Source organism: Inhella gelatinilytica (assembly GCF_016093295.1).
Classification (GTDB): domain Bacteria; phylum Pseudomonadota; class Gammaproteobacteria; order Burkholderiales; family Burkholderiaceae_C; genus Inhella; species Inhella gelatinilytica.
Genome location: NZ_JAEDAL010000003.1, coordinates 297,150 through 324,131, shown reverse-complemented (window position 1 = coordinate 324,131; position 26,982 = coordinate 297,150). Strand labels below are relative to the sequence as shown.

At 62.7% G+C, this 26,982-nt stretch carries 26 protein-coding genes and 6 tRNA genes; 31 read left to right on the top strand and 1 reads right to left on the bottom strand.

Features of this window, described 5'->3' with window-relative positions; genetic code table 11:
• The first annotated feature begins 1 nt into the window (after window position 1).
• The 22 genes from I7X43_RS09515 to I7X43_RS09410 all read left to right on the top strand — a co-directional run bounded on the left by I7X43_RS09515 (window position 2) and on the right by I7X43_RS09410 (window position 20,885).
• Window positions 2-2,377 (top strand): FimV/HubP family polar landmark protein, encoded by a 2,376-nt coding sequence (locus I7X43_RS09515; protein WP_246480294.1) that lies wholly within the window; start codon window positions 2-4, stop codon window positions 2,375-2,377.
• A gap of 61 nt (window positions 2,378-2,438) precedes the next feature.
• The gene (gene truA / locus I7X43_RS09510; protein ID WP_198100688.1) at window positions 2,439-3,221 is read left to right on the top strand and encodes a tRNA pseudouridine(38-40) synthase TruA; all 783 of its coding nucleotides are present in this window, start codon (window positions 2,439-2,441) and stop codon (window positions 3,219-3,221) included.
• Window positions 3,222-3,226: 5 nt separating this feature from the next.
• Complete coding sequence (locus I7X43_RS09505; RefSeq protein ID WP_198100687.1) at window positions 3,227-3,862, top strand: phosphoribosylanthranilate isomerase; 636 nt, start codon at window positions 3,227-3,229, stop codon at window positions 3,860-3,862.
• Window positions 3,863-3,872: 10 nt separating this feature from the next.
• Window positions 3,873-5,168, top strand: a complete 1,296-nt coding sequence (trpB, locus tag I7X43_RS09500; protein WP_198100686.1) for a tryptophan synthase subunit beta — start codon at window positions 3,873-3,875, stop codon at window positions 5,166-5,168.
• Entirely contained in the window at window positions 5,165-5,977 is an 813-nt protein-coding gene (gene trpA / locus I7X43_RS09495) for a tryptophan synthase subunit alpha (RefSeq protein WP_198100685.1), read from the top strand. The genes trpB and trpA overlap by 4 nt, the downstream gene beginning before the upstream one ends.
• Entirely contained in the window at window positions 5,974-6,846 is an 873-nt protein-coding gene (accD, locus tag I7X43_RS09490) for an acetyl-CoA carboxylase, carboxyltransferase subunit beta (protein ID WP_198100684.1), read from the top strand. Before trpA ends, accD begins: the two co-directional genes overlap by 4 nt.
• Before the next feature lie 57 nt (window positions 6,847-6,903).
• A complete protein-coding gene (gene folC, locus I7X43_RS09485) occupies window positions 6,904-8,178 on the top strand; it encodes a bifunctional tetrahydrofolate synthase/dihydrofolate synthase (RefSeq protein WP_198100683.1) in 1,275 nt (424 codons plus the stop codon).
• Window positions 8,179-8,213: 35 nt separating this feature from the next.
• Window positions 8,214-8,921 (top strand): SPOR domain-containing protein, encoded by a 708-nt coding sequence (locus tag I7X43_RS09480; protein WP_198100682.1) that lies wholly within the window; start codon window positions 8,214-8,216, stop codon window positions 8,919-8,921.
• An 8-nt stretch (window positions 8,922-8,929) separates the two neighbouring features.
• Window positions 8,930-9,436 (top strand): CvpA family protein, encoded by a 507-nt coding sequence (locus I7X43_RS09475; protein ID WP_198100681.1) that lies wholly within the window; start codon window positions 8,930-8,932, stop codon window positions 9,434-9,436.
• Window positions 9,437-9,463: 27 nt separating this feature from the next.
• On the top strand, window positions 9,464-10,972 hold the full coding sequence (gene purF / locus I7X43_RS09470) for an amidophosphoribosyltransferase (protein WP_198100680.1): 1,509 nt from the start codon (window positions 9,464-9,466) through the stop codon (window positions 10,970-10,972).
• Window positions 10,969-12,189, top strand: a complete 1,221-nt coding sequence (locus I7X43_RS09465) for an O-succinylhomoserine sulfhydrylase (protein ID WP_198100679.1) — start codon at window positions 10,969-10,971, stop codon at window positions 12,187-12,189. Before purF ends, I7X43_RS09465 begins: the two co-directional genes overlap by 4 nt.
• 14 nt (window positions 12,190-12,203) lie before the next feature.
• Window positions 12,204-13,598 (top strand): glutamate--tRNA ligase, encoded by a 1,395-nt coding sequence (gene gltX / locus I7X43_RS09460; protein ID WP_198100678.1) that lies wholly within the window; start codon window positions 12,204-12,206, stop codon window positions 13,596-13,598.
• 46 nt (window positions 13,599-13,644) lie between these two features.
• Window positions 13,645-13,720 (top strand) — tRNA-Ala (locus I7X43_RS09455).
• Window positions 13,721-13,751: 31 nt separating this feature from the next.
• Window positions 13,752-13,827 (top strand) — tRNA-Glu (locus I7X43_RS09450).
• A 67-nt stretch (window positions 13,828-13,894) separates the two neighbouring features.
• Window positions 13,895-13,971: transfer RNA gene (locus I7X43_RS09445), tRNA-Asp, on the top strand.
• 145 nt (window positions 13,972-14,116) lie between these two features.
• A tRNA-Ala gene (locus I7X43_RS09440) sits at window positions 14,117-14,192 on the top strand.
• A gap of 35 nt (window positions 14,193-14,227) precedes the next feature.
• A tRNA-Glu gene (locus I7X43_RS09435) sits at window positions 14,228-14,303 on the top strand.
• A gap of 62 nt (window positions 14,304-14,365) precedes the next feature.
• Window positions 14,366-14,442 (top strand) — tRNA-Asp (locus I7X43_RS09430).
• Window positions 14,443-14,491: 49 nt separating this feature from the next.
• Window positions 14,492-15,829 carry a hypothetical protein gene (locus I7X43_RS09425; RefSeq protein ID WP_198100677.1) on the top strand — a complete coding sequence of 446 codons (1,338 nt, stop codon included), beginning with the start codon at window positions 14,492-14,494 and terminating at the stop codon, window positions 15,827-15,829.
• Window positions 15,813-16,553: a hypothetical protein gene (locus tag I7X43_RS09420; RefSeq protein ID WP_198100676.1), complete on the top strand. Its 741-nt coding sequence runs from the start codon at window positions 15,813-15,815 to the stop codon at window positions 16,551-16,553. Before I7X43_RS09425 ends, I7X43_RS09420 begins: the two co-directional genes overlap by 17 nt.
• Before the next feature lies 1 nt (window position 16,554).
• Complete coding sequence (locus I7X43_RS09415) at window positions 16,555-19,368, top strand: ATP-binding protein (RefSeq protein WP_198100675.1); 2,814 nt, start codon at window positions 16,555-16,557, stop codon at window positions 19,366-19,368.
• Window positions 19,369-19,514: 146 nt separating this feature from the next.
• The gene (locus tag I7X43_RS09410) at window positions 19,515-20,885 is read left to right on the top strand and encodes a tryptophanase (RefSeq protein ID WP_198100674.1); all 1,371 of its coding nucleotides are present in this window, start codon (window positions 19,515-19,517) and stop codon (window positions 20,883-20,885) included.
• Here I7X43_RS09410 and I7X43_RS09405 read toward each other — a convergent pair.
• Window positions 20,860-21,948, bottom strand: a complete 1,089-nt coding sequence (locus tag I7X43_RS09405; protein ID WP_198100673.1) for an integron integrase — start codon at window positions 21,946-21,948, stop codon at window positions 20,860-20,862. The genes I7X43_RS09410 and I7X43_RS09405 overlap by 26 nt on opposite strands.
• Window positions 21,949-22,162: 214 nt before the next feature.
• Between I7X43_RS09405 and I7X43_RS09400 the strand changes: the two genes are divergently transcribed.
• From I7X43_RS09400 to I7X43_RS09360, 9 genes are all read left to right on the top strand, one after another.
• Window positions 22,163-22,498: a hypothetical protein gene (locus I7X43_RS09400; protein ID WP_198100672.1), complete on the top strand. Its 336-nt coding sequence runs from the start codon at window positions 22,163-22,165 to the stop codon at window positions 22,496-22,498.
• 70 nt (window positions 22,499-22,568) lie between these two features.
• Window positions 22,569-22,988 carry an STY0301 family protein gene (locus I7X43_RS09395; RefSeq protein WP_198100671.1) on the top strand — a complete coding sequence of 140 codons (420 nt, stop codon included), beginning with the start codon at window positions 22,569-22,571 and terminating at the stop codon, window positions 22,986-22,988.
• 109 nt (window positions 22,989-23,097) lie between these two features.
• Window positions 23,098-23,520: a hypothetical protein gene (locus tag I7X43_RS09390; protein WP_198100670.1), complete on the top strand. Its 423-nt coding sequence runs from the start codon at window positions 23,098-23,100 to the stop codon at window positions 23,518-23,520.
• A gap of 108 nt (window positions 23,521-23,628) precedes the next feature.
• Window positions 23,629-24,045 carry a DUF1801 domain-containing protein gene (locus tag I7X43_RS09385; RefSeq protein ID WP_198100669.1) on the top strand — a complete coding sequence of 139 codons (417 nt, stop codon included), beginning with the start codon at window positions 23,629-23,631 and terminating at the stop codon, window positions 24,043-24,045.
• 542 nt (window positions 24,046-24,587) lie between these two features.
• Window positions 24,588-25,088: a GNAT family N-acetyltransferase gene (locus I7X43_RS09380; RefSeq protein ID WP_246480293.1), complete on the top strand. Its 501-nt coding sequence runs from the start codon at window positions 24,588-24,590 to the stop codon at window positions 25,086-25,088.
• 40 nt (window positions 25,089-25,128) lie between these two features.
• On the top strand, window positions 25,129-25,518 hold the full coding sequence (locus I7X43_RS09375; protein ID WP_198100668.1) for a GFA family protein: 390 nt from the start codon (window positions 25,129-25,131) through the stop codon (window positions 25,516-25,518).
• Window positions 25,505-25,858, top strand: coding sequence for a hypothetical protein (locus I7X43_RS09370; protein WP_198100667.1), 354 nt, complete (start codon window positions 25,505-25,507; stop codon window positions 25,856-25,858). Before I7X43_RS09375 ends, I7X43_RS09370 begins: the two co-directional genes overlap by 14 nt.
• Before the next feature lie 47 nt (window positions 25,859-25,905).
• Window positions 25,906-26,409, top strand: coding sequence for a GNAT family N-acetyltransferase (locus tag I7X43_RS09365; protein ID WP_198100666.1), 504 nt, complete (start codon window positions 25,906-25,908; stop codon window positions 26,407-26,409).
• The gene (locus I7X43_RS09360; RefSeq protein ID WP_198100665.1) at window positions 26,406-26,888 is read left to right on the top strand and encodes a hypothetical protein; all 483 of its coding nucleotides are present in this window, start codon (window positions 26,406-26,408) and stop codon (window positions 26,886-26,888) included. The genes I7X43_RS09365 and I7X43_RS09360 overlap by 4 nt, the downstream gene beginning before the upstream one ends.
• Window positions 26,889-26,982: the final 94 nt, after the last annotated feature.

Below are 26,982 nucleotides of genomic sequence, written 5' to 3'. Positions count from 1 at the left end.
CTTGAATCCGCTCAATTCTTCTGCGCGTTCGCGCTTTGATCTCCGCCACGTGGCTTTGGCTGCGATGTGCGCCCTCAGCACCAGTGCCTACGCCTTGGGCATGGGCCGCTTGAGCGTGCAGTCCGCGCTGGGCGAAACGCTCAAGGCGGAGATTGAACTCACGTCGCTGAGCGCGGAAGAGGCCTCCAGTCTGCAAGTCAAAGTGGCGCCTCCGGACGTCTACCGTAGCAGCGGTCTGGAATACAACTCGGTGTTGACTGGGGCCCAAGTGCAACTGAGTCGCCGTGCGGATGGGCGCCCTGTGTTGCGCATCACCAGCGACCGTGCTGTGCAAGAGCCCTTTTTGGACGTGGTGCTCGACGTTCGGTGGTCGTCAGGTCGATTGACACGTGAATTTACGCTGCTGTTGGACCCACCCAGTCACGCCAAGCCCGCCGAACCGCAAACCCCGCCGGTTGTTTCCGCCCCGGCGCCTGTGGTGCCTCCGAAGCCGGTGACTGAGAGTCGCGAGCCCAAATCCAGTCGCGGCGACAAGCCCAATGCATCGGTGCCCGTGGCTTTGGCACCCACGACGGAAGGGGGCCTGACGACGGTTCGAGCGGGGGACTCGCTGTCGCGCATGGCGGGGCGTCATGGCATGCCGGGGGTTTCGCTGGACCAGATGTTGGTGGCGCTCTACCGTCAGAACCCTGACGCCTTCATGGGCGACAACATGAATCTGTTGCGCGCGGGTGCCAAGCTCAAACTGCCGTCACGCGAGGCAGCGTTGGCGGTTGACAAGGCTGAGGCCCGCAAGCTGATCCAGGCGCACTCCTCCAATTTTGAGGCGGCGCGCCAAGGCCTTGCATCCGCGGCGCCCAAGTTGCCGAAGGCGCCCGAGCGAGCTGCGAAGGGTGGGGTGGAGGCGGTCGTGACCGAGCCCAAAGCGACCCCCAGCGGGGATCGATTGACTCTGAGCAAGCCGGTCGTTGCTCCCCAACCAGCCGCACCCAAGACGGCCACCCCGGAGCCGACGCCCGCTTCCCAGGCTGCGGCCCTGACGCGCAATGTTGAAGACCTGAAGAAGGTCGCGGAGGAGGCCAAAGCCCAAGCTTCAGCTCCCGCCTCCGCCCCGGTTGCAGCAGCACCGGCCTCGGTGCCGGCGAGTGCTGCGCCTGCGGTGCCCGTGGCATCGGCCCCGGCGTCCAAACCAATGGCCCCCCCGCCCGTGCAGGATGAAAAGCCGTCCAGCTTCTGGGACCTGCTCTTCACGCCTTTGGGCGCCGCTGGAGCGCTGGGCGTTTTGGGCTTGCTCGGTTTTGGCGCATACCGTTTGACGCGCAAGAACAAGGGCTTTGAACCACGCGAAACACTGTTCGGTGAAAGCCGTTTGCAGCCGGATTCCTTCTTTGGTGTGACCGGCGGGCAGAAAGTGGACACGCGGGACGGTGGCAACTCCGTTTCGTCCATGTCGTATTCACTGAGCCAATTGGATGCCCATGGCGATGTGGACCCTGTGGCCGAAGCGGATGTGTACTTGGCCTATGGGCGCGATCTGCAGGCCGAAGAAATTCTGAAAGAAGCACTCCGGGCCCAGCCCGATCGGTTGGCGGTTCGTTTGAAGCTGCTCGAGGTTTACGCCAAGCGTCGCGATGTGAGGGGTTTTGAAAAGCTCGCCACGGAGTTCCATGCGGCCACCGGTGGCAAAGGCGAAGACTGGGACAAGGCTCGGGAGATGGGCCTGTCGATCGATCCCACGAATCCGCTGTACCAGCAAGGGGGGAGCCCCCGGAAGTTGTTCGAGGATGAAGGCTCGACGGGGCCCTCTGCGACGCCCGACACGGTGCCGTTGGGCCCGACCCCGCAGCCGGAGCCTGTGGCCGATCGCGTGGTGGAGACCGATGCAGGCCCGGTTAGTTTGATGGACTTGGATCTGGATTTGGATGGCCCAGCATCCGCGGCCGATTCAGGTTTGGACAAGACTCAGGGCAACCCCGCTCAGCCGGCCGCACTGCCGGAGCTGGGGATGGATCTGGACCTGGACATTGGCGGTCCTGCGGCCCCGCCGGCCCCCGCGCCGACGGCCTCAGACGGTGGACTGTCCTTTGACTTGGGGAACTTGGATTTGGGTTCTGCGAGCCCCGCTGAACCTGATACGGTGAGTCCGCACGACGACGGCACGGCTTCCCGTGTGGGGGGGGATTCACTCATCGATGCCATGCAAGACTTGGCGGACGACGACGGGGACCCGCTGCAACGGCAGTTTGAATTGGCCGAGGAGTTCCGGCAAATTGGCGACACCGAAGGGGCACGCGATGTGTTGCAGGAGCTGATCCGCCAGGTCGGCAGCGGGCCCCTCTACGAAAAAGCCAAAGCTTTGCTGGATTCACTGCGCTAAACCCCACTGAAAGACCTGAAAACGGCGCCTTGCGAGGCGCCGTTTTCGCTTGGAGCCTGTCATGAGAGTTGCCTTGGGCGTTTCTTACCGGGGGCAGAACTACCTGGGGTGGCAAAGCCAACCCAACGGGAAAACGGTGCAAGATCACCTCGAAAAGGCCCTGGCTCAGTTTGCGGACGAACCCATTCGCACAATTTGCGCAGGACGCACGGATACCGGTGTACATGGGCTGAACCAGGTCGTTCATTTCGACACCACACGAGACCGCGAGCTGTTTTCATGGGTTCGAGGGGTCAATCGATACCTCCCGCCCGACATGGCGGTGCAATGGAGCGTTTTCCCCCCGGAGGATTTCCATGCACGCAATCACGCACGTGCCCGTCGATATGCCTACCTACTCCTGGAGTCCGCTGTTCGACCGGCCATGGAAGCCGGGGGCGTCGGTTGGGTGTTTCGGCCTTTGAATCAGGCTGAAATGCAGGCGGCGGCCGTGCATCTGGTGGGTGAGCATGATTTCAGCGCCTTTCGCGCGGCGGAATGTCAGGCGGCTAGCCCAGTAAAACAATTGCGACGCATCGAGATCGCCCGCCGCGGCGCGTATTGGCGCTTTGAGTTTGAAGCCAGTGCGTTTCTGCATCACATGGTGCGCAACCTCATGGGCGCTTTGATTGCGGTGGGGGCGGGGACTCGACCCGCCGACTGGGTCCGAGACGTGTTGGCGAGCCGAGATCGCAGCCAAAGCGCCCCGACCTTTTCACCGGACGGCCTCTATTTCTTGGGTCCTCGGTATGACGCTTCCTTGCAGATTCCCGAACACACACCCGCGATGGATTGGTTACCCTGAGTCGAATGCAACGCACCCGAATCAAAATCTGCGGTTTGCGCGAGGCGCAGCATGTCCAGGCGGCGGTCCACGCGGGCGCAGACGCCTTGGGGTTTGTGTTTTACCCCCCCAGCCCGCGAGCGGTTTCCTTGCAGCAGGCGACGGCGTTGGTCCAGGGGCTACCCCCTTTTGTTACTCCGGTGGGTCTCTTCGTGAATGCTCAGCCTGAAGAAATTGAGGCGGCGTTGAGGGCGATACCCAACTTGTTGCTCCAGTTTCACGGGGACGAGTCCGCGGACGATTGTGAACGCTGGGGGCGTCCGTACTTGAGGGCGATCGCCATGCACCCGGGCATCCGCTTGGTAGACTCCGCGCAGCGCTTCCCCGGTGCCCAAGCACTGCTGGTGGATGCCCCGGTGTCGGGCTATGGAGGCGGCGGAAAGGTGTTTGATTGGTCACTGCTCGAAGCAAGCGTTCCCTATCCGGTCGTTTTGTCTGGTGGGTTGAATGCGGACAACGTCGCCGATGGCATTCGCCAGGTGCGACCCTGGGCGGTTGACGTTTCCTCGGGCGTTGAAATAACGCGGGGCGTCAAGTGCCCAGACAAGATCCGCCGCTTTTGTGCGGCGGTGCGGGCGGCGGACGCTGCCCTGACTTGCTGAGCGTTCAACCATGATTCATTACCAACAGCCCGATGCGCGCGGGCATTTCGGTCCGGTTGCAGGGGCCGAAGGCGCGAACTATTACGGTGGCCGATTCGTAGCGGAGACCCTGATGCACGCCCTGGCCGAATTGGAATTGGCCTATGCCCGGTACAGCCAAGATCCTGAATTTCAGTCCGAATTCCGCAAAGAACTCGCCCACTTTGTGGGGCGCCCGAGCCCGATTTACCACGCACAGCGACTGTCCAGCGAATTGGGGGGTGCGCAGATCTTGCTCAAACGGGAAGATTTGAACCACACGGGTGCGCACAAGGTCAACAACACCATCGGTCAGGTGCTGCTCGCGCGCCGCATGGGCAAGCGGCGCATCATTGCGGAGACCGGAGCGGGGCAGCACGGGGTGGCGACAGCAACCGTTTGCGCCCGATATGGGCTCGAGTGTGTCGTTTACATGGGGGCGGAAGACGTCAAACGTCAATCGCCGAACGTGTACCGGATGGAATTGCTCGGTGCCAAAGTCGTGCCGGTTGAATCGGGCAGCCGTACGCTGAAGGACGCGCTGAACGAAGCGATGCGTGATTGGGTCACCCACGTTGACTCAACCTTTTACATCATTGGGACTGTGGCCGGCCCGCACCCCTATCCGATGCTGGTGCGAGATTTCCAGCGCGTCATTGGGGACGAATGCATCGCACAGATGCCCGAGATGATGGGGCGTCAGCCCGATGCGGTGATCGCCGCCGTCGGTGGAGGTTCCAACGCCATGGGAATCTTTTACCCCTACATCCCCTTTGAGGGCGTCCGGCTGATCGGGGTTGAAGCCGCGGGGAGGGGCCTGGGTACAGGCCAACACGCCGCGACCTTGAGTGCAGGAACCCCAGGGGTTTTACATGGCAACCGGACCTACTTGCTGCAAGACGAGGCCGGTCAAATCATTGAAACCCATTCCATCTCCGCCGGACTGGACTACCCAGGAGTGGGGCCAGAGCACGCCTATCTGAAAGATGTTGGGCGGGCCGAATACGTCGGGATCACGGATGAAGAAGCGCTGGCCGCCTTTCACCGCTTGTGCCGAACCGAAGGGATCATCCCTGCGCTGGAGTCCAGCCATGCCCTCGCCCACGCGATCAAATTGGCGCCGCAGTTGCCGGCGAGCCAGATCTTGCTGGTGAACCTCAGCGGGCGTGGGGACAAGGACATTGGCACGGTGGCAGATCTGTCGGGTTCAACTTTCTACTGCCGCCCGTCCTGTCGGGGAGAAGAAGCCAAAGGCGTGGCGTTTATTCGCCAGGGGAGCGGGCAATGAGCAGGCTGAAGGCGTGTTTTGAGCAACTCCACTCGGTGGGCCGAAAGGCGCTGATCCCCTACATCACGGCAGGTGATCCCAGTTTGGCATCGGGCTTGGCGTTGATGCGTGCACTGGTCGCTGGGGGTGCCGATGTCATTGAACTCGGCGTGCCCTTCAGCGACCCCATGGCGGATGGTCCCGTGATCCAGCGCGCGGCCGAACGGGCGGTTGCGCAGGGTGTCAAACTGACAGACGTCTTGGCCTTGGTTCGCACGTTTCGGCAAGAAAACACCACGACGCCTGTCGTTCTTATGGGCTATGCCAATCCGATTGAACGCATGGGCTGGCAGCGCTTTGCAGCCAGCGCCGCCGATTCGGGTGTGGATGGGGTCTTGGTGGTGGACTATCCACCCGAAGAGGCGGGGGGATTTGCGCAGTGCTTGCGGGCCGTGAACCTGGACCCTATCTTCCTGTTGGCGCCCACATCGACCGACGAGCGTATTGCGCGAGTTGCGGAGTTGGCCAGTGGCTATGTTTATTACGTTTCGCTACGTGGCGTGACCGGGGCGGGGCACTTGGACGCAGACGCCGTCGCACGGGATTTCCCCCGACTGCGGGCGCAGCTTCGGCTTCCAATCGGCGTGGGTTTCGGCATACGCGATGCCACTTCCGCCCGGGCCGTGGGAGCGGTCGCGGACGCTGTGGTCATCGGCTCGGCCTTGGTTCAATTGATCGAGCGCGAAGGCGCCGATAATGCACCGCTTGCGTTGCAGCAATTTCTACAGGAAATTCGCATCGCCCTCGATCTAAAGGAAGTCGCGTCATGAGTTGGTTGGACAAACTGCTGCCCCCCAAAATGCAGCACAGCGACCCGGCCGAGCGCCGCCAGGTGCCGGAAGGGCTGTGGACCAAGTGTCCGAGCTGCGAAACCGTCTTGTACAAAGCCGACCTGGAGCAGAACCAAATGGTCTGCCCCAAGTGCAGCCACCACCATCGCATCGGCGCCCGCGCACGTTTGAACGCCTTTCTGGACAATGAAGGGCGCTACGAAATTGGCCAAGAGGTGTTGCCGGTTGATGCCTTGAAGTTCAAGGACTCGAAGAAATACCCCGAGCGCCTGAAAGAGGCCCTGGAAAACACGGGCGAAACGGATGCCTTGGTCGTCATGGGTGGCGCCGTGATGAGCGTGCCGCTGGTGGCCGCCTGTTTCGAGTTTGAGTTCATGGGCGGCTCCATGGGGTCGGTGGTCGGCGAACGGTTTGCGCGCGGCGTTGAGGCGGCTGTGGAGCAAAAGGTGCCCTTCGTGTGCTTCACCGCGACCGGCGGCGCACGCATGCAGGAAGGCCTGTTGTCATTGATGCAGATGGCCAAGTGCAATGCGGCGCTCACCCGGTTGGCTCGCGCCCGACTGCCCTACATCAGTGTGCTGACGGATCCGACGATGGGCGGGGTTTCGGCGAGCTTCGCGTTTGTCGGAGACATCGTCATTGCCGAGCCCAAAGCCCTGATTGGCTTTGCCGGCCCGCGTGTGATTGAAAACACCGTGCGGGAGAAACTGCCGCCTGGATTCCAACGCGCCGAGTTTCTGATGGAGAAGGGCGCGGTTGATTTGATTGTTGATCGCCGGGATTTGCGGACTACGGTCGCCAATACGCTGGCCATGCTGCAGCGCCAGTCGGCTGATGCAGTCGCGTAAGCGATCGCGGCCAATCGCAAACGGCCAGGCTTTGCCTGGCCTTTTTTTGTCTCTGCCATGCACTTGAACGACTGGCTTGCTCACTGCGAGCGTCTCCACCCCACCGCCATCGACATGACTTTGGATCGCGTGAAGGCGGTCCGTGACCGCATGGGCTTGCGCTTTACAGCGCCGGTGATCAGCGTCGCAGGGACCAATGGCAAGGGGTCAACCTGCGCCATGCTGGACGCCATTGCCCGAGCCGCGGGTTACCGGGTCGGGCTGTACAGCAAGCCGCACTTGGTTCACTTTGAAGAGCGTTGCCGCATCCAAGGTGAGATGGTCAGCTCCGACTCGCTGGAGGCTCACTTCGCTGCCGTTGAGGCCGCGCGAGGCGATCTCACCCTGACCTATTTCGAATTCACCACCCTGGCCATCATGAGCCGTCTGGCCGCCGAGCCCTTGGACCTCGTGATTCTGGAAGTCGGAATGGGGGGACGACTCGACGCGGTAAATGCCATTGATGCCGACCTCGCCGTGATCACCAGCATTGACCTGGATCACATGGAGTATTTGGGTCCCGATCGCGACACCATCGGGCGAGAAAAGGCTGGAGTCCTTCGGCCCGGGCGCAAGGCCGTATGTTCCGATCCGATGCCCCCCGCCAGCATTGCCCAGGAGGCGGGCCGGCTGGGTGTGGATCTGCGTCTTTCCGGACGGGACTTTCGCTTTGACGGCGACAGGCAGCAGTGGCGCTGGGAGGGTCGCTCGCGCCGGTTTGCCGGGTTGGCCTATCCCGCACTGAGAGGGGTCAATCAATTGCTCAACGCTGCGGGTGTGCTGGCCGCTTTTGAAGCCCTGCACGAAACCCTGCCCATCAACGCGCAAGCGGTGCGAATGGGGTTGAGCCTGGTCGAACTGGCTGGTCGCTTCCAGGTGCTGCCTGGCCAACCGACTCTGGTGTTAGACGTCGCCCACAACCCCCATGCGGTCGCGGCCCTGGCGCAAAACCTCGATCAGATGGGTTTCGCGCCCCGAACCCGAGCCGTTTTTGGAGCAATGGCCGACAAGGCTCTGGACGAAGTGCTGGCTATCATTTCGCCGTGGATCGACCATTGGGCATTCTGCAACTTGGACTCTCCTCGCGCCGCCACGGCCTCCGATTTGGCAGCCCGTTGGAAAGCGCTGGCGCCCAGCCTCAAGACACCGGGCGAGGTGAGCGTGAGTCAACACAGCCATCCAGTCGACGCGGTGGCCCATGTCCGGTCCTTGAGTGACCCCGCCGATAGAATTCTGGTCTTCGGATCCTTCTACACCGTGGGGCCGGTGCTGGCCTCCCTCGGTCGGGCCTGATCCCCACACTCTGTACCCTGCCACGGGCCCCTTGCATGGATTGGTTGTCCCTCTTCCGCCGTCGTTCAACTCCCGAGCCCTCGGGAAGGGGCAAACGAGCCCGGGCCGCGGCGCATGATCAGCAGTTGCAGCAGCTGCGGCAGCGCGCTCGGCATCGCTTGATCGGAGCCGCGGTCTTGGTCGGGTTGGGCCTGATCGCGTTTCCGCTCGTGTTCGAGACTCAGCCGCGCCCGGTGCCGATGGATTTGCCCATCGTGATTCCCAGCAAAGACACGGCACCGGCTTTGGTCGTGCCCTCGCCGGTGGCGTCGGCCAATTTGCCCGAAGCGGCGGTTCGTGTGGCGGCCACGGAGCCCGACGACACCCCAACGCCTCAGGATCCTCTGGCCACCACGCCCGCTTCGGCACCAGTGCCCAAAGGGGGCGCCAGTTCGGTTTTGGCTCCCGTTCCCGACGCCGCGCCCGCCAGTGTTCCGGCCAAAGCGCTGCCTCCGAACCCCGCGGCTTCCTCGACGGCGCGCTACATCGTGCAAGTCGGTGCCTACGCCGACAAGAATGCGGCCCAAGAGGTCCGACGCAAGCTTGAGGCCAAGGGGTTGAAAACTTATGCCCAAGTGGTGAAAACACCGGAAGGCGAGCGTGTTCGCGTGCGTCTGGGCCCTTTTGCCGACAAGGCTGAGGCTGAGAAGACCGCGACTAAAGCCAAAGGCTTGGGTCTGGGCGCCTCCGTCCTCACCCTTTGACCGAGGCGATGTCTGAAGCCTCGATATCCCTGACTGCGATGGATTGGGCCGCCCTGGGGGTGGTCGTGGTATCTATCGGAGTGGGGTTGTGGCGGGGCTTGGTGCTGGAGTTGATGTCACTCGCGGGGTGGGTGATCGCCTACTTCGGCGCCCCCTGGCTCGCTCCGGCCCTGCTGCCGTGGATTCGCATGCCACAGGCCGAGTGGAAAGGCATGGCCGCCGTGGTGTTGGCGTTCGTGATCATTTTGGTGCTCTGGGCCTTGGTCGCCCGTTTGATTCGCCTGCTGATTCACCTGACCCCGTTGATTTGGATTGACCGCGCATTGGGTGGGCTTTTTGGTGTTTTGCGGGGCGTCTTGCTGCTGCTCCTGTTGGCCGTCATCATTGGCTTTACGCCCTTGCGGCAGCACGCGATTTGGACCAATTCGGTGAGCCGCCCGGTTCTGCACACCCTCCTGGACTGGGCAGCGCCCATGCTGCCCGAGGGATTCAAGGCCCTGCTCAACCCTCAGTAACCTGTTATTTATTCAAGGACTCTTTCCATGTGCGGCATCGTTGGCGCCATTTCTCAGCAACCCGTGAATCAGTTGCTGTACGACTCGCTGTTGCTCCTTCAACACCGGGGCCAAGATGCTGCCGGGATCGTCACCATGGAGGGCACCAAGTGCTTCATGCACAAGGCCAAAGGCATGGTTCGAGATGTCTTTCGCACCCGCAACATGCGTGCCCTTCCCGGTCGAATTGGTCTGGGTCAAGTGCGATACCCGACTGCGGGCAACGCTCACAGTGAAGAAGAGGCCCAGCCCTTTTATGTCAATGCGCCATTCGGCCTGGTCCTGGTGCACAACGGGAACCTAACCAACGCCGCTGCCTTGCGCAAAGAGTTGTTTGACTTGGACCGCCGTCACATCAACACCGAGAGCGATACCGAGGTGCTGATTAACGTGGTGGCGCATGAGTTGGAGCGGGCGGCCCGCGATCTTCCGCTGAATCCTGAGGCGGTGTTCAAAGCCATCTCGGCAGTCCATGCCCGGCTGCGCGGCAGCTATGGCGTGATTGCCTTGATTGCGGGCCATGGGTTGGTGGCGTTTCGCGACCCTTACGGTATTCGCCCGCTGTGCTTTGGCCGAGGGGCCGACGGCGAGTGGATGGTTGCGAGCGAGTCGGTCGTGCTGGAAGGTACGGGCTTCAAGCTCGAGCGTGACATTCAACCGGGCGAAGCGCTCTTTGTCGATGCACAGGGCCAGCTGCATACCCAGCAGTGCGCCGCCAACCCCACGCTCAACCCCTGCATGTTCGAGTTTGTCTACCTGGCTCGTCCGGACTCCGTCATGGACGGCATCTCCGTCTACCAAGCTCGACTGAACATGGGGGAGACCTTGGCCCAACGGGTGATTTCCACCATCCCGCCCAACGAAATCGACGTGGTCATCCCCATTCCCGAGTCGAGCCGACCGTCGGCTATGCAGTTGGCGCATCGCATTGGGCGTCCGTACCGGGAAGGCTTTGTTAAGAATCGCTACGTGGGGCGCACCTTCATCATGCCGGGGCAGGGCGTGCGCAAGAAATCGGTGCGCCAAAAGCTCAACGCGATCAGCCAGGAGTTCAAGGGTCGCCGCGTGTTGCTGGTGGACGACTCCATCGTGCGCGGCACCACCTCGAAAGAAATTGTGCAGATGGCGCGTGACGCCGGCGCTACCAAGGTCTACATGGCCTCGGCCGCGCCACCGGTGAAGTTCCCGAACGTCTATGGCATCGACATGCCGACCAGCAAGGAGCTGATCGCCCATGGACGCACCATGGAAGAGATTCGGGCCTACATTGGCGCTGACGCGCTGATTTATCAGGACGTCGATGCCATGAAACGCGTCGTCGCCGCGCTGCGTCCGGGTTTGGATGGGTTTGAAGCGAGTTGCTTCGACGGCCACTACATCACAGGCGACATCGGCGCGGAGCAGATTGCCGCCATGCAAGCCCTCCGTCCTAAAGGAGCTGAAGACGAAGAGGGCGCTGCCACCGGGCGTTTGGCGCTTCAGGAGCGAGGCGAATGAACCCTCCAAAATCGGGTCTGCCCGAAGGGCTGCACCGTGACACCCTGGCGGTTCGGGAGGGACTCCCAGCAACGCCCTGGGGTGAAAACAGCGAAGCCCTGTTTCTGACCAGCAGCTTTTGCCATCCGAATGCCGCCACGGCGGCTGCCCGGTTTTCGGGCGAAGAAGATGGCTTTGTTTACAGCCGCTTTTCTAACCCCACCGTCACGATGATGGAGCGGCGCTTGGCGGCGCTGGAGGGGACGGAGGCCTGCATCGCCACCAGCTCGGGCATGGCGGCCATCCTGCTCTTGCTCATGGGCCTGCTCAAGAGCGGCGACCATGTGGTCTGCTCGCGCTCGGTGTTCGGCTCCACCATCAAGCTGCTGCAGGCCGAGTTCGGCAAGTTCGGCGTCACGTCCAGCTTTGTCTCGCAGACTGACCTTCAAGAATGGCGTGCGGCCCTGCGGCCAGAAACCAAGCTGCTCCTGGCTGAATCGCCCACCAATCCCTTGACCGAGGTCTGTGACATCGCCGCGCTGGCCGAATTGGCCCATGGCCATGGCGCGCTGCTGGCTGTGGACAACTGCTTTGCCACGCCGGCGCTCCAACGCCCCGCAGAGTTTGGGGCCGACCTGATCATCCACTCCGGCACCAAGTACCTGGACGGGCAGGGCCGCGTACTGGCGGGGGCCCTTTGCGGCTCCAAGGCCCTGATCGACAAGGTACTAACTCCCGTGCTGCGCAGCGCCGGCATGTCACTCTCGCCCTTCAACGCCTGGGTAGTGCTGAAAGGTCTGGAGACGCTGACGATCCGCATGCAAGCCCAGTGCGCCCGGGCACTGGAGCTCGCGCGCTGGCTGGAGGCTCAGCCCCAGGTGTCGCGCGTGCACTACCCCGGTCTGCCCAGCCATCCACAACATGAATTGGCGCTGCGCCAAATGGGCGGGCAGGGTGGCGCGGTGATCGCTTTTGAACTGGCCGCAGGGCAGGGCGCTGAAGCGCAGCGCCGTGCTGCCTTTGCCTGCATCGATGCCACGCGCCTCATGTCCATCACCGCCAACCTGGGCGACACCAAGACCACGATTACCCACCCGGCTAGCACCTCGCACGGCCGCCTGACCGAAGAGCAGCGCCAAGCTGCTGGCATCAGCCAAGGCCTGATCCGCATCGCCGTCGGCCTGGAAGATGGGCGCGATCTGCAGAACGACCTGAAGGCCATGTTGGCCGCCGTTTGACGAACAAGAAAACCATGAGCCAAGTCCGCACCCGTATTGCCCCGTCGCCCACCGGCTTCCTGCACCTGGGTACCGCCCGCACCGCGCTGTTCTCCTGGGCCTATGCCCGCCATCATGGTGGCCAATTCGTGCTGCGGATCGAGGACACCGACGTGGCTCGCTCCACCCAAGATTCGGTGGAGCAGATCCTGGCCTCGATGCACTGGCTGGGACTGGCGTACGACGAGGGCCCGATCTACCAAATGCAGCGCCTGGAGCGCTATCAGGCTGTGGCGCAGCAACTGATCGCCGAGGGCAAGGCGTACCTCTGTTACTGCACGCCAGAAGAGTTGGACGCGATGCGAGAAAGTCAGAAGGCGCGCGGTGAAAAGACCGGCTACGACGGCCGGTGGCGCCCCGCGCCGGGAAAGACCCTGCCTGCCATTCCCGAGGGGGTGAAGCCGGTGATTCGTTTCGCCAACCCGCAGGACGGCGAGGTGGTCTGGAACGACCTCTGCAAGGGTCCCATCCGCATTGGCAACAAGGAGTTCGACGATCTGATCCTGGTGCGCCCGGATGGGGTGCCCACCTACAACTTCGCGGTGGTGGTCGACGATTGGGACATGGCCATCACCCACGTCTTTCGCGGCGATGAGCACATCAACAACACACCCTGGCAGATCAATCTGTTTGAGGCGCTGGGCGCCCCGCTGCCGCAGTTCGGCCACCTGCCCATCATCTTGGGTGACGATGGCCTGAAGCTCTCCAAGCGTCGCGGTGCGGTGTCAGTGACGGCATACGAGGAGGCCGGCTATTTGCCCGAGGCGATGCTGAACTACCTGGCGCGCCTGGGCTGGAGCCACGGCGACGATGAGATCTTCAGCCGCGACCAAATGGTGAGTTGGTTCGACGGGGAGCACCTGTCGAAGAGTCCATCGCAGTGGGACCCGGCCAAGCTGGAGTGGGTCAATGCCCAGTACATCAAGGCCGCCGACGATGCGCGCTTGGCCGAGCTGGTGCGGCCGCGCCTGCTGCGACGCGGCTTGACGGTGGCACCTGACGCTCCCTTGCCCGGCATGTGCGCCCTTTTCAAGGATCGGTGCACCACGCTGGAAGCCCTGGCGGACTGGTTGGCGATGTTCTTCGGCCCGGTTCAGCCGGCCGAAGCGGACGTGGCCCAGCATCTGACCGAAGGGGCCAAGGCCGCCTTGGCGCAATTGCGCGAGGCGCTGGTGGCGCTGCCCGAATGGACAGCGCCCGCGATTGGCGCGGCCATGAAGACCACGTTGGCCGCAACCGGTTTGAAGATGCCGCAGCTGGCGATCCCGCTCCGGGTCCAAGCCTGCGGGCGCCCGCAGACGCCGGCCATCGATCAAGTGCTGGCGCTGTTTGACCGAAAAATTCTGCTTGACCGCTTGCAAGGGCTATAAAAACCGTTCTATACTCTCGGTCTCGCTTGAACGGCGTACTTTCTTCGGGGGTATAGCTCAGCTGGGAGAGCGCTTGCATGGCATGCAAGAGGTCAGCGGTTCGATCCCGCTTACCTCCACCAAGCAAGTGCGTCGATCAAGCCCGAAGGTTTAGTCCCCTTCGTCTAGAGGCCTAGGACACGACCCTTTCACGGTTGTAACAGGGGTTCGAATCCCCTAGGGGACGCCACAATTAGAACGGTTTGATAAACCATTCAATAACTGTAAAAAGTTTTTGATAAACTTATCACCGACGCGGAGTGGTAGTTCAGTCGGTTAGAATACCGGCCTGTCACGCCGGGGGTCGCGGGTTCGAGTCCCGTCCACTCCGCCAAAACTTTTAAATGGCCTGCTAAATAGCAGGCCATTTTTCTTTTATAAGTGTGAGACTGTGATTTTTGAAGTTACTGGCAATAGTTGGTAAATTAGAAAATTGCGATATAGTTTCAACATGGCTTAAGCAGCGTGCTTCCACTTTCGGGGGTATAGCTCAGCTGGGAGAGCGCTTGCATGGCATGCAAGAGGTCAGCGGTTCGATCCCGCTTACCTCCACCAAGTTAAGTGCGCGGTTTAGGTCAGTGAAAAGTTAAGTCCCCTTCGTCTAGAGGCCTAGGACACGACCCTTTCACGGTTGTAACAGGGGTTCGAATCCCCTAGGGGACGCCAAAAAATTAGAAAAATGGCTTGACGACAGCCTTGGAGTTAATCCAGAATATCGTTACCGACGCGGAGTGGTAGTTCAGTCGGTTAGAATACCGGCCTGTCACGCCGGGGGTCGCGGGTTCGAGTCCCGTCCACTCCGCCAATAATTCGAGGGGCCTGCGCGAGCAGGCCCCTTTTGTTTTGTTTGGGCCATGGCAGAGCGATTCGAATATCAGATTGAATCGGAAACGCCGCAGTTCGGCGAGTATTTCCGTGATGGCGAACCGCCAGCGGAAGGCGGCTTGTGGTGGCATTTGGACGCGCAAGCGCCCTTGCTGGAAGCCTTGCGCGCCATACATCAAGGCCCTGCCAGCGCCGTACGCCTGCGTCTGTGGGTGTTTTTGACACTCATGGCTTTGCCCGAGGGGCGCTGGAGCCGCGACCAACTCAACCGCCACTTCCACGTCCTGCATGACGACGCGCTCGAACTGGCACTGCGGCGCCTGCGCGAGGTGGATCTTCTGGTTTGGGACGCGGGCGACCAGCACTACAGCGCCACGCCCCTGGCCCAACAACTGCTGGGCCTGCTCGCCCCGCTGACCGCCGCGCCCGCGCCAGATGATGAACTGGCCACCCTGCTGGCCGGCGTTGCCGGCGCTCAGCAACTGGGTACCCTGCAGGCCGGGCAGCTGCAAAGCCTTCAGGCCCAACTCACCCGGCTCAACGACGAGTTTGCGGACGCCATTGCCAGCGGCTCGGAGTTCCGACTGCGCAAAGCGCGCGGCCGGTTTGAGCGTGCCCTGGGCCTGGTCGACAAGGCTTCCGATGCCCTGACGGCCATCATTCGCGGTGCCGAAAACCGCAACGACGCGCGTCTGGAGCGTTTGGCCCGCGACCTGGGGCTGGCCCAGGCGCGCCTGCTGGCCATGGCCAGCCAATTCAACCGGGCCTTGCAGCAGGCCGACCGACAGCGCATCAGTCTGGGCTCCACGGGCATCACCACCACGGATGTCCGCCGCTGGCTGCAAGGGCAGGGCGCCTTGGAGCGCCTGCTAGACGGGGCGTTTTCCACGCCAGTCAGCCCCGTTTTTGTGGCCCAACACGAATTGTTGGACAGCACCGAAGGCGAGTTCGAGCGCCTCAAGCCGCCCAGCCGCAGCGGCGAAGCCCTGCCCGGCGCGCGCCCTGCGCCCCCTGGCCGGCTGGAGGTCGAGGACTTCCCGCCGGAGCTGGGCGTGTTGCGCGCCCTGTTGGAGCGCTGGCGCGACGACCCGCAGCCCGAGCGTCCTCTGGCGCCGGCGGTGCTTGGGGGCGGTTATGCCAAGGCGGCCTACCGCGCCCAGCTGCTGCCGCTGATGGGCGACCCCCAATCGGCCGACCTCGCGGGCGCCACTGGAGAACTCGCACGCCAACCGTGGCGGGCGCGCTTTGCGGTCGGCCAAGGCCCTGTTGATGACCCGCACGTGCGGTGGATGAGCGACGGTCGCTTCATCCGTCTGGACGCTTCCCTCCAACCTGCCACGCCGCCATCCGATGAACCCGCTGTTTGACGAATCCGCCCAGCTGATGGCGCACCTGCTGGCCCGTCGCTGGTTGCCGCGCACCCACCCGCTGGTGCGCAAAGCCTTGATTGATACCGAGGTCTGGCGCCGCCTGGAAGAACGCGCCGCCGGCGTCGGCCTGCGCGTCGTAGACAACGTGCACGCCGACCACATCACCTTGGCCCTTTTGCGACCGGCCGAGAACGCCGTGTTCGCTGAAACCGCGCTGGGCGCCAACAACAACTTCGATCTCCCGCGGGACGGCGTGGCGCTGCTGGTGGTCGTCTGGGCCTTGATCGTCTTGCCCAAACGCCAACGCCAACTGGCTCGGGCAGAGGCCCATGAAGCCGGTCAGTCCGAGATGTTCGTGGGCGACAAACCCCTGCCCAGCGCTGACAAATCCGCACCGCTGCTCTCCTACAAGAGCCTGATGGCGGACTTTGGCAAGCAATTGGGCGGGACCTTGCGCATCAACACCCACCTCAAGCTGCTGGAGCGCCAGGGTTTCATCACCCGCAAAGGCGAAGACATTGCCGAGGGCCCCTTGCTGGACTTGCTGCTGGATTACGACGTGCTGGCCCCCCGCGTGCTGGAAGGCGCACTGGCCGAGGTCATGGGGCGCAGCAGCGACCCCGAGGCCGGCCCCGCCTTCAAGGTCATGCAGGATGCCCGCCGTGCCCGAGACGAGGCGGAGGAACAGGCCGCTACCGAGCACGACGAGGAGGGCCGCTGAGATGTTCCACCTGCAAGATCTGGAACTGCTGCACTGGGATTACTGCCAGCGCGTCAGCATGCCGCTGGATGCGGCCATCATCACCATCGCGGGCCCCAATGGCTCGGGCAAGACCACCTTGCTGGATGCCTTGCGCACCCTGTTAGGCCTGGAATGCTCGGGTGGGCGCACCTACAAAACCTACGCGCGGCACGCCAACGCCGAAACCGCCTGGCTGCGCGCCACCGTGGACAACCGACCGCGCCACCGCCAGAACAGCAGCCGGCCCTTCGCCAGCTCGCTCCTCTATGACGACCACGTCACCATTGCCTGCCGCATTGAGCGCCACGGCGGGGATTGGCAGCGGCGCTACCTCTTGGTCGATGGCGTTCAGACCATCGAGCAACTGGCCGAGCGGCCGGACAAAGACGCCATGGGCATCGAAGGCTGGAAGCGCCGGCTCGAAGCTGCCGGCCTGACCCGCGCCATTGGCCGCGTCTTGGCGCTGGAACAAGGGCAGACCGACCGCCTGTGTGAGCTCAGCCCGCGCGAGCTGTTGCGATTGGTGTTCGAGGTCTTTGGCGACCAAGAAGTGCTGGACCGCTACGACCTGGCCAAGAGCCACCAACAGCAGCTGGAGAAGGAAGTCGTTCAAGGCCAACAGGAGCTGGCCCACGCCCAGGCTCAGTTGGCGGAGCTCTCGCAACGCGTCAACCTGTACAAGAGCTGGCAGATGCGCGTTTCCGAGCGTGAGCGCTTTTCCACCGAAGTCCTGCCCGTGCTGCAGTGGGCCGATGCCCGTGCCGCCACCGCGCGCGAGGCCCGCGAACTGCACCGCCAGCGCCTCCAGTTGGCGGGCGAAGAGCACCTGCAAGCCGACGCCCGCAAGGCCTTGCACGACACCTTTGAGGCGGCCGAGGCGGCGCGGCGCGAGCTGGGCAGCTTGGCCGAACAACGCACCGCTGCCCGCAAGGCTTTCGACGAAACCCGCGACGCTGAGCGCCCGCTGGAAGATGTGGTCAAGCACGCCGAAGCCCTCCAGGCCCTAGCGGCCGTGGAGGGTGACACCGCCGACCTGCAAGCGCTGCTCACCACACTGGCCGACCGCCAGCGGCAGCTGCGGGCCGAGTACACCCGGGCCCACGACGCCAGCAGCAAGGCGCAAGCCCAGCTCGCGGCACTCAAGGGCCAACCTGTGCCGCCGCCGCCGCCCGAGGTCAGTCGCTTCCGCCGTGTCTTGCAAGAAGCCGGCATTGCCCACCACTTGGTGGCGGATGCCATCGACATCGCCGACGAAGCCTGGCGTGCGGCAGCCGAGGGTTACCTGCGAGGCTCCCGCTGGGTCGTGGTGCTGCAAAACCCCAGCCAGGAGCGCGAAGCCTATGCCCTGGCCGCCAAGGAGCGCTTCCGCCACTACGTGGTGGCCGACAGTGAAGCGGCCCCTGCCCAGGGGCCCAAAGGCAGCCTGCTCGCGGCGCTGCGCGTCAGCCAGCCCTTGCCCACCTGGCTCTTGCGGGCGCTGGCCAGCATCCGCTGTGTCGCCAGCACGGCGGACGGCAGCGGGGTGGACTGGATCACCCCTGATGCGTATTACCGCGACCCCCGCGGGGGCCGCAGCCTCTTTGTGCCCCCCGCCGAACACCAGTTCGGTACGGCAGCTACGGATGCGCGCCGCAAAGCCCTGGAAGGGGAGTGGGGACGGGCGGACGCTGAGTTGGCCCGCATCGCGCGGGAACAGGCCGAGGTGGACCGCCAGCTCAAGGATGCCCAAAAGGCCGCCGCGGGCCACAAGGCCGCCCAAGAGCTGGGCGAGAAAGCTGCCGAGTTCAGCGAGGCCCGCGAGCGCCTGCCCCAGCTGCGCGCCGCGCGGGTGGAGGCCAGCAGCCGCTGGACCCAACTGGACCAGGCCCACGCGCAAGCCGTGAAAGACGCCGACCGTGCCGAACGTGACTACCAGGCGCTGCAGCAGCGGCTCAAGGCCTCACTCGACCACATGCAGGCGCTGCGGCAGGGCTTTGAAGAGCGCCGCGGGCAGCTGCGCGCGGCCAGCCGCGCCTCGCGCGAGGCCCGTGCCGCTTTCCCGGCCGGCTGGGTGACGCCCCCGCGTATCGCCGCCCTGCGGGAGGAATTCGGTTCCATTCAGCAGGCCAAACTGGCCCTGCACCATGTCGAGCGCGAACTCGAGAGCGGCACTTGGGAAACCGACCACCAGGTCATCGACCGCCACGTCCGCATGGACCTGCAGGTGCGGGAGCAGCAGCGCATGCTGGATGACCGCCGCGCCAGCAACGAGGCCGCCCGCATCGCCAGCCGCAACGCCCGCGAGCGTTACATCGAGGTGCTGCGCGCCACGCTTCGGCGCTACCGCAAAAACGTGCAAGAGCTGGGCGAGCTCGCGGGCGTGGTGGCCCTGGCTGACCTGCCGCACCTGGACAACGACGACACCGTGCTGGCCCAAGCCGGCCTTCACGTGCGCTTCAGCTTCGACGGCAAGGGCGAGGTCGGTTTGAACGACGGCGAGGCCAGTGGCGGCCAGCAAGTGCTCAAGAGCTTGATCCTGCTCGTGGGTCTGATGAAGGACGACGACGCCCCAGGCGGCTTTGTCTTCATCGACGAACCCTTTGCCCACCTGGATGTGCGCAACATCCAGCTCGTTGGCCACTTCCTCAAGAGCACCCGCGCCCAGTACCTGCTGACCACCCCCATTACCCACAACGTGGAGGTGTTCGAACCCTCGGACATCACCTTGGTCACCAGCAAAAAGACCCGCGGCGAGCGCTGGGCCCCGCCCATTGGGGTGATCCAACGCCGGCGCGAGAACGAGATCTACGGCTGACCCGTCGGCCCCACCCACTTTGATCTGCGTCAGGGGCACCCACCGTGGTGCCCCTTTTTCCGTGGGTCGTCTGAAAAAACCGACACCACGCCCCCGGTGGCATTTCTACGCTCGCGGCCGTTCCCTGTTCCCACCCGGACGCCGCCATGCCCAAGACCCTGATCGAACCCTTCCGCATCAAATCCGTTGAGCCCATCCGCATGACCACCCGCGCCGAGCGCGTGGCCTTGCTGGAAGCCGCCACCCTCAACCCCTTCAAACTGCGTGCGGACGACGTGCTGATCGACTGGCTCACCGACTCCGGCACGGGCGCCATGTCCAGCCGCCAGTGGGGCGCCATCATGGAGGGCGATGAAAGCTACGCCGGCGCTCGCAGCTTTTATCGCTTGGAAAAGGTGCTGCAGAACATCACTGGCTTGCCCCACCTGATCCCCACCCACCAAGGCCGCGCTGCCGAGAAAGTGCTGTTTGGGGCCGTGTGCCAAGCCGGACAACTGGTGCCCAACAACTGCCACTTCGACACCACCCGCGCCAACCTGGAAGTGCTGGGCGTGGAGGCGCGGGATCTCGTCATCCCCGAAGGCCTGCAGCCCATGCTGCCGCACCCCTTCAAAGGCAACATCGACCTCGCGCGGGTGGAACACCTGCTGCAGACCGAAGGCGCACGCGTGCCCTTTGGGATGATCACCCTCACCAACAACACCGGCGGTGGCCAGCCCGTCTCGCTGGAAAACCTGCGCGCCTACAAAGCGCTGCTGAAGCGCTTTGGCAAACCCCTGGTCATGGACGTGTGCCGCTTTGCCGAGAACGCCATGTTCATCAAGATGCGCGAGGCCGGCTACGAGCACACGCCCATCAAGACCATCGTGCGCGAAATGTTCGACCTGGCCGACGCCTGCACCATGAGCGCCAAGAAGGACGGCATGGTCAACATGGGCGGCTTCATCCTGCTGCGCAGCAGCGAATGGCTGGACGGCGTGCGCAATGGCCTGATCCTGAGCGAAGGGTTTCCGACCTACGGCGGCCTGGCCGGGCGGGACCTGGAAGCCCTGGCCGTAGGCATCGAAGAAGGCCTGGATGAAGACTACCTGCGCTACCGCCTGCGCACCGCCGAATACCTGGGCGAGCGCCTGGCTGAAGCCGGCATTGCTTTTGTGCGGCCCACGGGTGGCCACGCCGTCTACATCGACGCCCGCAGCGTGCTGCCCGACATGCCGGTGGCGCACTACCCCGGCTGGGCACTCAGCAACGCGCTCTACCTGGAAGGCGGCATCCGCGCCTGCGAAATTGGCTCCGTCATGTTCGGCAAACGGCTGCCGGACGGGCAAGAGACCTTTCACACCATGGAACTGGTGCGCCTGGCCTTCCCGCGCCGCATGTACACCCAGTCCCACTTCGACTACGCGGCCGAAGCCATCGCCGAATGCAAACAAGCCGCCCGCAGCATTCGCGGCGTGCGCATCGTCCAGCAACCACCGTTCCTGAGGCACTTCACGGCCAGCTTTGAGTGGGTGTGAGGGGGGTGGACAGGGCTAGGGGAAGGGCAGCCAGCGGGCTGCGCACGCCCAGGCCCCCGAGTTTGAGCACGTGGGTGTAGATCATCGTGGTGGAAACATCCGAGTGCCCCAGCAGCTCTTGCACCGTGCGGATGTCCGACCCCGCTTGCAGCAAATGCGTGGCAGATGAGTGGCGCAGCGTGTGCGGTGTGGCCGGCTTGGCGATACCAGCAGCCTGCACAGCCCGTTTGAAGGCCCGCTGAAAAGTCTGGTCATACAGATGGTGGCGGCGCACCTCCCCGCTGCGCGGGTCCGTGGCGTGTTGCGCCTGGGGGAACAGCCAAAACCAGGCCCAGGTGTGCCCCGCGCGCGGGTATTTGCGCTCCAGCGCATGCGGCAACTCCACCCCGCTGCGCTGCTCCTGCACATCCCGCGCCCACAGTGAGCGCGCCGCGCCCAGTTGCTGCCGCAGCTCGCCCAGCAGCGTGGCGGGCAACATCACCACCCGGTCTTTACCGCCCTTGCCGGCGCGCACATAAACCGCGTGTTGGGCGAAGTCCAAGTCCTTCACGCGCAGTTGCAGCGCCTCGGTGATGCGCAACCCCGTGCCGTACAGCAAGCGTGCTAAAAGCGCATGCACACCCTCCAACCGGGCCAGCACCGCGAGCACTTCGTCGCGGCTCAGCACCACGGGCAAGCGCCGTTTGGGCACGGGGCGCCCAATCTCCTCCATCCACGGCAGTTGGTGGCCGAGCACCTTGCCGTACAAAGACAGCAAGGCCGACAGCGCCTGCCGGTGCGTTGAGGGCGCCACGCCCCGGTCAGCGGCCAGATGTGTCAAGAACGCCTCAACCTCCGCCCCGCCCATCTCAGCTGGGTGCCGCAGCCGGTGAAAGCGAATGAAAGCCCGGCACCAATACACATAGGCCTCCTCGGTGCGCAGGCTGTAGTGCAGGGTGCGAATGCGCTCCCGCACGCGATCCAACAAACGCAGCGCCTTGAGCGGCGGCAACTCCGCCACCGAAGCCGGGGCTGGGCGCGGGCGAACCAAACTCGGCTGGGCCCTTGGTGGGTGTGGCAACATGACAGCTCCCTGGCAGCCCGCGCCCCGTGTTCGAGGACTTTGTAACTGGCGCCGCTTTTGTCAGGAAATTTAGTACTGTATGAAAAAACAGTCAATGAGGGAGATAAGCACAATGCGACAAGCACTTGCCTGCTGGGTGCCGCACCCGATTCGGGGCACAGGCGCCGTGATAAGCGGCAGGCTGATGAGCCCTACAACACGTTAGGCAATCAAAATGTCGGAAACAGAAAATAAAAAAGATTGGAAACTAAAACTCCGCTATGGAAAGCTCACTACGCCATTTCAACACTACACTCTAATTGGTGAAGGTATAGTGGGTGTTCTTGCACCCGAATTTTCATGCCCACAAGGGCCTGCTTTTATGGGCATGAAAGCTTGGGCTTTATCATCTGACCAATCAATTGATATGCTCAGAGTAATTGGAGGCCGTATAGGTTTTACTGTTACTGGTAATACTCAAGTTTGGGAAACAGAACCTGAAGATCCTCCAGGTGAAAAACCATATGGTTATGACATTAACTTCACTCCATTCACATATGATGAAAAGTAAATATTGCCTAACCTATCATTCAAGGGGACGCGCAAAGCGCGCCCCTTAATTCACACGTTATGGCTCAAAGATGCTTCGTATTGCTGTGACTCTTGGTGCGCTTCAGTTGGCTGCTTCAACAAGCCACGCACTCGATATCGTTTGCCCTGAGAAGATATTGACCACGCAGAAGCTCGACGGCCAAGCAGCAGGGTGGAAAGAATTTGTTAGACCGAATGGAAAAGGGAGTGTAGATACCTACTCCTATGCATCTGGCATATCCATCTACTATGGTGATCCAGAGGAAATTGCCGAACTGAAGCCTGACAGCGAGATGGCACGAAATCCAAGCTGGAGCTTCGTGAAGGCTCCGCCTGGGACACCCCTGATTTACATGGCATGTCACTACCATGAAACTCGAATTCAATTCGTTCGGGCACTTCCGGCGAACGTCAAGAAGTGCACTTCGAAGCCTGGTGGCCTTCTGCAGTGCGAGCTGTTCAAGCCATAACTTCTCACTGCAGCCGAACCGAGCCCGCTGCGCGGGCTTGGTCGGCTGAGCTCCAACGTTATGCCGCACAGCAGTCATCGTGCAGCGTTCAAAAGGGATATCCATACACATGACATGCATTCTGAGGGTTGGTGGTCACAACCTTGATATTGATACGCTCATGGATTCAACTGAGCTTGAAGTTGATTCTTTCTGGAAGAAGGGCGAGAGACGCTTTCCAAGCAGTGATTCGAATACCAAGGTAAATGACTCGAGCGGTCTACGGATTTTAGTAAGCGAATCTGATATGTCAGATATCTCGGCGCAGATGGATGACGCTTTGAAGTTCTTTCAAGAGCATCGAGAGAGAATCGAGCGAATTGTCAGTCACCCTGGAGTCGAATGGGCTGTGGCAGACTTCGGCGCTGAAATACGTCCACCTGGGTGGTCTTGTTTCTGTTTTCCGGCCGCACTCGCCGCTGCTATCGGTTTGGTCGGAGTCTCGCTTGAGCTATCTGTCTACCCAACTGATGACGGCGAAGACTCGGAGTAACCAGTGGTGCGGCATAACCATTGGCTGCAGGCGCGACGGCCTTGACGGGCCGCGGCCTGAGCTCAATCGTTAGGCGTCGCTGGGGACCCACCATTGGAGGTCATCGCAATGGCTGAACTGAAGACCAAGGCTACCGATGCGAGCGTCGATGAATACATCGCGTCACGGGCCAATGAAGAGCAGAAGGCCGACTGCAAGAGCCTGATGGCCCTGCTGAAGCGAATCACGAAAGAGAAGCCGCAGATGTGGGGGCCCAGCATCGTTGGGTACGGTCTCTACCGGTACACCTATGAGAGCGGCAGAACGGGTGAGATGTGCCGAACCGGGTTTGCAATCCGGGGCAAGGAACTTGTCGTTTATCTGGTTGGTGAAGGCGGGGGACAAGAGGAACTGCTTGAGCAGCTGGGCAAGCACAAGATGGGTAAGTCGTGCCTGTACATCAAGCGACTCGCAGACATCGACATGAAGGTCCTGGAGCAGTTGGTTGTTGGCTCACTGGCGCAGCTCAAAGCCAGGTATGGCTGAAGCGACGCCTAACCCCTCGCTCGAGAGCGGACTGTCCACGGCAGGCCGCTCAGCTCGAACGTTGGGCCTCATGAACGCCGTTCGATGCCTACTATTTGCTGCTGCCGTGGTGCTCCTGACGGCATGTGCATCATTTATTCACGGTCCGGATCGACCGCCAACCGCGGCGGAGCTAGTTGGGGCTTATGACTTCGGGCATCACGGATTTACCGAGACGCTTGTGCTTGGTGCCGATGGAACTTACCTAAGGACAGTGGACGGACACCTTGGCTCAGATTCGGAGGCCTTCACTGGAACATGGCGCGTCATCGAGAGGCGAATTGAGTTCACTCCGCATGCGGGCCAATCAACAAGTTCCGCGCCAGAAACCTCAGAGGCGTTCTTTCATCGTCATCGACCGGCCTTTGCCCCATTGCAATATATAAAGTCCGAAAGAGTCGGAGAGTGGTTCGTTTATTTACCGAGACAGCAGCAATGAGGCCCAACCCGTCATTGCAGCCGACCCTGGCCGGCTGCGCCGTCCGGTCGGCTGAAGTCCAACGTTGGGCATCAAAGTGAGTCCGAGCCCCACTGGCCGTTCAGCTGAAACGGTTGCTGCTGCCTTGGGGGTTCGTGAGCTTCACGAGTCGGATCTTGAGGCCCTGCTTGGGCTGTATGCCCACCTGCACGAGAACGACCCGCCGCCTGATCGGGCGAACGCCGAGGCGGTATGGCGCGAGGCGCTCCAGAACCCTCGAATCCGGTACTTCGGCGGCTACGAGGGGGATCTGCTCGTGTCCAGTTGCACGATCGTGCTGGTGCCCAACCTCACGCGTGGGTGCCGCCCCTACGCCCTTATTGAGAATGTGGTGACCCGAGCCTCCTCGCGTGGCAAGGGCTGGGGAACGAGGTTGTTGCAAGAAGCCCTTGGTTTTGCCTGGGCGAACAACTGCTACAAGGTGATGTTGCTCACGGGCCGAAAGGACGCCGCGACGCTGCGCTTTTATGAGGGTGCGGGCTTCAGTCGTGAGGGCAAGACCGGCTTTGTGGCGAGGCGTAGCTGAAGCGGTTGGCTTTGTTACCGAGAAAGAAAAGGAGCAACCGATGCTGGAAGGAACTTGTCACTGCGGATCGGCTCGTTGGCAGCTTGATGAGGTGCCAGAGTCCGCGACCGCCTGCAACTGCACGGCCTGCCGCCGATACGGGGTGTTGTGGGCCTACGGTTATGAAGGGGAGAACATCCGGGTCGAGGGCGAGACCACGCCCTACGTTCGGGGCGCTGCACTCAGTTTCAACTTTTGCCCAAGGTGTGGCGGCGTCACGCACTGGCGGTCGTTGCAGCCGGATGCCCAGGGTGGACGGCGGATGGCCGTGAACCTGCGGATGACGGAGCCCGGGCCGATTGCGCAGGTGCGCATTGACCACTTCGATGGCCTGGACCGGTGGGAAGACTTGCCTTCGGACGGCAAGTGCATCAAGGATGTTTGGTTTTAACGCCGTGCCAGGCTTTGCTCCGCCCTCTGCAGCCTGGCGCCGGCTGGCGTTGGCGTGGCTGACCGGGCTGGCGGTCGGCGCGGCCAACGCCGGTGAGTTCAAGGTGGTCGGCGGTGTGGGATTCGACTGGCTGAAGCCTGAGGAGGCCCAGTGCCGCGTGATTCGGCTGAGGGATCTCGATGGGTTTCAGAGGTGTGAATTTCATGCAAGCGGCGCCGCCTTTGGCTTGCAGGGGGCCTACCACCAGTGCCGGGCATCGCCCAGCAGCGAATATTTGATTTATGCGAACCGCGCTCAGTGCCTCAAGGCACTGGCGACCATGCGGGCGAATGCGCCTTGAAACCCTGGACCTTTGGATTGGATCTTTGGCCTTGAGTGGTCATCCCCATGTCGATCGAACTTCACATTGAACTCACGGATCCCGACGGGGCGGAGGCGCAAGCCCTCTTGGCTCAGTTGGGTGCCACGTTGGCCACCATCACGGGCAGCAGCGGCGCGGCTTCGTTCGATGCCGAAGACGTTCGAGTCGCCAGGGCGGGGTTCGCCTTGGGGCGTGCGGGCAATGGCGTGGCCGTGGCTTGCGGCGCCTTGCGCCCGCTGGAGCCCGGCGTGGCCGAGTTGAAGCGCATGTTCGCAGCGCCTGGGACAAAAGGGGCAGGGGCAGCCTTGCTGGCGTTTTTGGAGCGCAAAGCCACGGCGTGGGGCTACGAGCAGATCTGGCTGGAGACTCGCCGGGTGAACACCCGGGCGATTGCCTTCTATGAGCGGCATGGTTACCGTGTCATCCCCAACTTCGGGCGGTACGTGGGTCGACCCGAGGCGGTTTGTCTGGGCAAGCGATTGCCCCCCCTGATCCGATCCCACAGAGACGTTTGGAGGACCACTGCATGAGGCGTTCGGTGATTTGTTGGCTGATTGGGTTGGGGGTGGTTTTGGGTGCAGTCCGTGCCGAATCCGCACCCAGCGAGACCCTTATGGGGGCATGGGCTGTTGATACCTCGCGTTTACCCATGCCGCCGGCGGCGCGCCCGCGGAGCGTGACGCTGACCTTTGCCCAAGCCGACGCCCAGCAATTGCGTTTGCGGGTGGAGGTGGTGGACCCGGCCGGGGCACGTCTGGAGGCCGAAGGCGTCACGCCACTGGACGGAACGCCAACGGCAGTAAAGGCGAACTTTGAAGCGGACATGTCGGCCACCACCATGCCTCGACCCGAGGTTTTGATCATGCAGTTGGCAAAGAATGGCGCTCCCGCCTCCACGCGGATCTACACCGTGGAGCCTGGGGGCCAAACCATGGTGGAAACGGTGGCGCACTTCACAGCAGATGGCCGACCGGTGGTGCGAAAGAACTACTTCAGTCGGCTGCCCTGAACGGGTGTTTCAGGGGGCGATTGCCCGCGGTGGGCCGCAGGGGGAGGGTGGGCTTTTCGCCATGGGGAAAACAGATGTCCTCTGGCATCATGGG

Excerpts from the sequence above, each read along its gene's own strand:
- truA (WP_198100688.1), top strand. The coding sequence starts at position 2,439 with ATGAGAGTTGCCTTGGGCGTTTCTTACCGGGGGCAGAACTACCTGGGG.
- I7X43_RS09505 (WP_198100687.1), top strand. The coding sequence starts at position 3,227 with ATGCAACGCACCCGAATCAAAATCTGCGGTTTGCGCGAGGCGCAGCAT.
- trpB (WP_198100686.1), top strand. The coding sequence starts at position 3,873 with ATGATTCATTACCAACAGCCCGATGCGCGCGGGCATTTCGGTCCGGTT.
- trpA (WP_198100685.1), top strand. The coding sequence starts at position 5,165 with ATGAGCAGGCTGAAGGCGTGTTTTGAGCAACTCCACTCGGTGGGCCGA.
- accD (WP_198100684.1), top strand. The coding sequence starts at position 5,974 with ATGAGTTGGTTGGACAAACTGCTGCCCCCCAAAATGCAGCACAGCGAC.
- folC (WP_198100683.1), top strand. The coding sequence starts at position 6,904 with ATGCACTTGAACGACTGGCTTGCTCACTGCGAGCGTCTCCACCCCACC.
- I7X43_RS09480 (WP_198100682.1), top strand. The coding sequence starts at position 8,214 with ATGGATTGGTTGTCCCTCTTCCGCCGTCGTTCAACTCCCGAGCCCTCG.
- I7X43_RS09475 (WP_198100681.1), top strand. The coding sequence starts at position 8,930 with ATGTCTGAAGCCTCGATATCCCTGACTGCGATGGATTGGGCCGCCCTG.
- purF (WP_198100680.1), top strand. The coding sequence starts at position 9,464 with ATGTGCGGCATCGTTGGCGCCATTTCTCAGCAACCCGTGAATCAGTTG.
- I7X43_RS09465 (WP_198100679.1), top strand. The coding sequence starts at position 10,969 with ATGAACCCTCCAAAATCGGGTCTGCCCGAAGGGCTGCACCGTGACACC.
- gltX (WP_198100678.1), top strand. The coding sequence starts at position 12,204 with ATGAGCCAAGTCCGCACCCGTATTGCCCCGTCGCCCACCGGCTTCCTG.
- I7X43_RS09425 (WP_198100677.1), top strand. The coding sequence starts at position 14,492 with ATGGCAGAGCGATTCGAATATCAGATTGAATCGGAAACGCCGCAGTTC.
- I7X43_RS09420 (WP_198100676.1), top strand. The coding sequence starts at position 15,813 with ATGAACCCGCTGTTTGACGAATCCGCCCAGCTGATGGCGCACCTGCTG.
- I7X43_RS09415 (WP_198100675.1), top strand. The coding sequence starts at position 16,555 with ATGTTCCACCTGCAAGATCTGGAACTGCTGCACTGGGATTACTGCCAG.
- I7X43_RS09410 (WP_198100674.1), top strand. The coding sequence starts at position 19,515 with ATGCCCAAGACCCTGATCGAACCCTTCCGCATCAAATCCGTTGAGCCC.
- I7X43_RS09405 (WP_198100673.1), bottom strand. The coding sequence starts at position 21,948 with ATGTTGCCACACCCACCAAGGGCCCAGCCGAGTTTGGTTCGCCCGCGC.
- I7X43_RS09400 (WP_198100672.1), top strand. The coding sequence starts at position 22,163 with ATGTCGGAAACAGAAAATAAAAAAGATTGGAAACTAAAACTCCGCTAT.
- I7X43_RS09395 (WP_198100671.1), top strand. The coding sequence starts at position 22,569 with ATGCTTCGTATTGCTGTGACTCTTGGTGCGCTTCAGTTGGCTGCTTCA.
- I7X43_RS09390 (WP_198100670.1), top strand. The coding sequence starts at position 23,098 with ATGACATGCATTCTGAGGGTTGGTGGTCACAACCTTGATATTGATACG.
- I7X43_RS09385 (WP_198100669.1), top strand. The coding sequence starts at position 23,629 with ATGGCTGAACTGAAGACCAAGGCTACCGATGCGAGCGTCGATGAATAC.
- I7X43_RS09375 (WP_198100668.1), top strand. The coding sequence starts at position 25,129 with ATGCTGGAAGGAACTTGTCACTGCGGATCGGCTCGTTGGCAGCTTGAT.
- I7X43_RS09370 (WP_198100667.1), top strand. The coding sequence starts at position 25,505 with ATGTTTGGTTTTAACGCCGTGCCAGGCTTTGCTCCGCCCTCTGCAGCC.
- I7X43_RS09365 (WP_198100666.1), top strand. The coding sequence starts at position 25,906 with ATGTCGATCGAACTTCACATTGAACTCACGGATCCCGACGGGGCGGAG.
- I7X43_RS09360 (WP_198100665.1), top strand. The coding sequence starts at position 26,406 with ATGAGGCGTTCGGTGATTTGTTGGCTGATTGGGTTGGGGGTGGTTTTG.